The organism is Neolewinella lacunae, assembly GCF_014349155.1.
GTDB lineage: Bacteria > Bacteroidota > Bacteroidia > Chitinophagales > Saprospiraceae > Neolewinella > Neolewinella lacunae.
The window spans coordinates 1795-5527 of record NZ_JACSIT010000137.1 but is presented as its reverse complement, the minus strand read 5'-3'; the positions used below and the strand labels follow the sequence as shown (position 1 = coordinate 5527).

At 51.0% G+C, this 3733-nt stretch carries 2 protein-coding genes; both read right to left on the bottom strand.

What is annotated here, in order from left to right; all coding sequences use genetic code 11:
• Window positions 1-2003: DUF7507 domain-containing protein (locus H9S92_RS14790; RefSeq protein ID WP_454557406.1), on the bottom strand; the 2003-nt coding region annotated here is incomplete at its 3' end.
• 803 nt (window positions 2004-2806) lie between these two features.
• Window positions 2807-3733 (bottom strand): hypothetical protein (locus tag H9S92_RS14785; RefSeq protein ID WP_187467475.1); only part of this gene is annotated, 927 nt, incomplete at its 5' end.

Sequence of the window (3733 nt, the reverse complement as noted above, 5' to 3'; positions counted from 1 at the left end):
GGGTTGGCTACGCCACACTGCTCGAAGTACACTACCGGTTCAACGGCAGATACGTCCAGGTCTTCCAGCGTCGGGCGGTTGAAGATGATGCGGAATGAAGACGTTACGCTCTCGTTGGCTTCGCCAGCGGCCGTCGGGCAGACGGCGATCTCCGTAGCCGTGAAGGTGCGCGTCAGGATGACGTCTTCACACAGGGGGTCTTCGGCGTCGTAGGCCACCACGTCGTTGACGCACACCCGGATGCGGTCCGTGCAGCCGTCCGTGAAGGTCGGCAGCAGCGGCGTCAGGCCACCGGCCAGCAGGCGGGCCCGCAGCTGGGGGGCCATCGTACCCGCTACCGTCGTGCCAGCTACCGCACCGACCTGGCCGGATGCCGTAGCGCTGCGGTCGTTGGAGAATACTTCGTAGCACTTGCTGATGTTGGCCGGAAGCGTCGTCAGCGTGTTCGCGTCAAGGTCTACACAGAGCAGGTTCACGTCTTCTACTTCCGTGACAACCGCCGGCGGCGTCTTGTCTTCGGCGTTGACGATGCCCCAGCAGTTGTAAATGGCTTCTCCAGCAGTATTAAAGAGCGTAATCATGTAAGTATGCTCTCCACAAGTTGTTATCTCGTCGGTGGGTAATCCATCGATTTGAATAACATAGTCAGCTGCACATAGATAGTCGCCAGTCAATAACATAGAAGGGAGGAGAACCGCCCCACAATCTGCATCAAGAGTAATGTTAAGGTCCGCAATACAAGCTATTGTCAGCGGTTCTTCACAGTCCGACGGAGGAAGGGGTGTCACGGTTGGTTCATCTTCCACATTGCTGTCGTCATCCGATTCATCCGTCACCAGCATATCGTTGGGGTCCGTACCGGTCCCTAAAGCCTGGTTGGTTACACTGCCTGCGTCAATGTCAGCTTGTGTCACTGTATACGTGGCGCTGAATACCATACCCGCACCAGGCGCAAGGTCCAATGCGTCCCCCTCGCCGTCCAGGTCAGCACCGCCGCTCACGTAAGTCGGTACCGGGAGCGTGCCCGTACCCGTAAAGTCAATGGCTTGCTCCGTGACGGTGATGTCGTCCAGCGTCACGTTCCCTGTATTCGTCACCGTATAGGTATACGTGATTACTCTCGTGACGGCATTGTAGCTGCTCGTTTTGATCAGCCCCAAGTCTGGCGTCTGCTGAATCGGTGTCTCCGTCGGTTCATCTTCCATATTGTTGTCGTCATCAGATTCATCCGTAACTGGCAAGTCGTTGGGATCCGTACCCGTCACCAAAGCCTGGTTGGTTACCCTGCCTGCATCGAGGTCGGCTTGCGTCACCGTATACGTGGCGCTGAATACCATACCCGCACCAGGCGCAAGGTCCAATGCGTCCCCCTCGCCGTCCAGGTCGGCTCCGCCGCTCACGTAGGTCGGTACGGGGAGCGTGCCCGTACCCGTGAAGTCAATAGTTTGCTCCGTGACCGTGATGTCGTCCAACGTGACGTTGCCCGTGTTCGTCGCCGTGTACGTGTACGTGATTACCCCCGTCAGGGCATCGTAGCTGCTCGTTTTGATTAGCGCAATACCCGGCATCTGCGGTAGCGGCGTTACCGTCGGATCATCCTCTAGCGGACTGTCGTTGTCCGATTCGTCCGAAACCGATAGATTGTTAGGGTCGGTTCCCGTCGCCAAAGCCTGATTCGTTACACCACCGGCATCAATATCCAATTGCGTTACCACATAGGTAGCGCTAAAAACCATACTGCTATCTACTGCCAGGTCTAATGCATCACCATCGCCGTCAAGATCAGTGCCGCCACTCACGTACGTCGGTGCGGGCAGCGTGCCTGTCCCCGTAAAGTCTATTGGTTGCTCTGTGACTGTTATGTCGTCCAGCGATACAAAGCCAGTATTGGTCACAGTATAGGTATAAGAAATCACTTGTGTGGAGGGGTCATACTCAGCTGTTTTGACTATCGCAATTGCGGGAGCACAAGCATCTTCAATACAGCCATCAACATCTGTCATTCCAGCCACATCATCTAATTCATCTACCCTACAGTCAAAGCCATCGGGGTTTGCTGTCCACAAATAGTTTATGACTTCATCATCCGCCAAGATCGCCAATCCATTGCCGTCAATCGAATAAGTACCCACAATCCCAGCGTCATTTACCAAATAGCCGTCATCCTCCGCGATGCCATTATCCCAACCACACTGATTATTATCGAATACAATCGGTGCGCAAAGAGGGAAGGACACATCTGGCCGCAACTCAAAGCATAAATCCATTATTCTCACAGGAGCTGTGGATAAAAGAATTCGATTGTCTGGATTTGGCAACAAGTTGAATTGCACCCAGACACCTCCGCCACCCGTGAATTGAAAAACGGAACCGTATACATCATCACTCAGGTTGGTACCGCTGACGGTGTAGTCATTGAGCACGTTTTCAGAAGTAAAGTTTTCTAAAAAGCCAGCGTCATAAAAGAACCGGATGGTACTGGTATTAAGGTCAGGAGCATTATTTTCATCGTCAATCGACAACAAAAGAGGATAGCAGAGATTTCTTCCCTCCTCGCAATTGGTAAATTGAGGCTCCCCTATACTCCATTCCATTATACGCTGCGCAGAAAGTTGAACAGTCGTAAGTAAGAAGAGAAGAACCAATAGTAATTTTTCATTCATGGTAGTCATGATTTAAATCCTTATGAGATTAAGATTTGTTTGTCATTCAGCCCGGCAGCAGGCCTTTTATTCCATCTCGGTTAAAAAATTTTGGGAAGTGCCGCAGGTAAGCTTTTTTACTCCCTACGACACTTCCCATAGGCTTAGTCGCGTGGTACGCTACTAAACTTCGGTGAGTTCAATTGCCACAACTGGAAGTCCAAAGAACTTACATCACCGTCCATGTTGTAGTCCACTAAGTTGTACGTTCTAGCTTGTGGACCATTATTGATCCACTTGGACAAATCAGATGCGGTAATATCTGTATCTTCATTAGATGTTCCCGATTGGTCTCCATTGCCAGCAAACATTGCAAAGATGCCAGGCAACACCTCCTTTTGTCCTATAATATTACCCGCGTTGAAAGGATCATTCACATATGACTGTTTGTCCCGGAAATCATAGGACAGTTTATTGTCAACTACTGGCACTGGCTCATGCGACATCACAATCAGGTGGTTACGATGCTCAATGACGATGTAGTACTCCAGCGTTCCGTCAATAGCACAGCATTCAGTATTCACAAATTCTATGTGTCCGTCCTCAAAAAGAAGTCCAGCTCGTTGACAGATAGTTTGTGAACCATCAATCGGGTCTGTACGCAATGATACAAGCACCCAGTCTACAACCCCAGCAGGATACCCTGCATTGGCCTGCATACTTGATCCCCCGGAGTCGTAGCCAGTACCCTCATTCCCCTGATAATTCCACGGAGCAATGTTATAGGCTTGGCCCGCAGTGCCTAGAGCTGGTGTGTAAATGTTTCCACTAAAAGGATTTATACTGAACTGCCCCGGCAACAAACGAGAGTTATTTAAGGTCGTTCGCATATTGGTTTGGTATGCTCCGGTTTGAGGTATAATCAAACTTCCTTCTAAGAAAACAAAGGCTTCAAGCTCGATGCACAATGTTGTAACCGTTGGATCATCTTCGAGATTGCTGTCGTCATCCGATTCATCCGTCACCGGCATGTCGTTGGGGTCCGTTCCCGTTCCTAAGGCCTGGTTAGATACCCCGCCTGCGTCGATGTC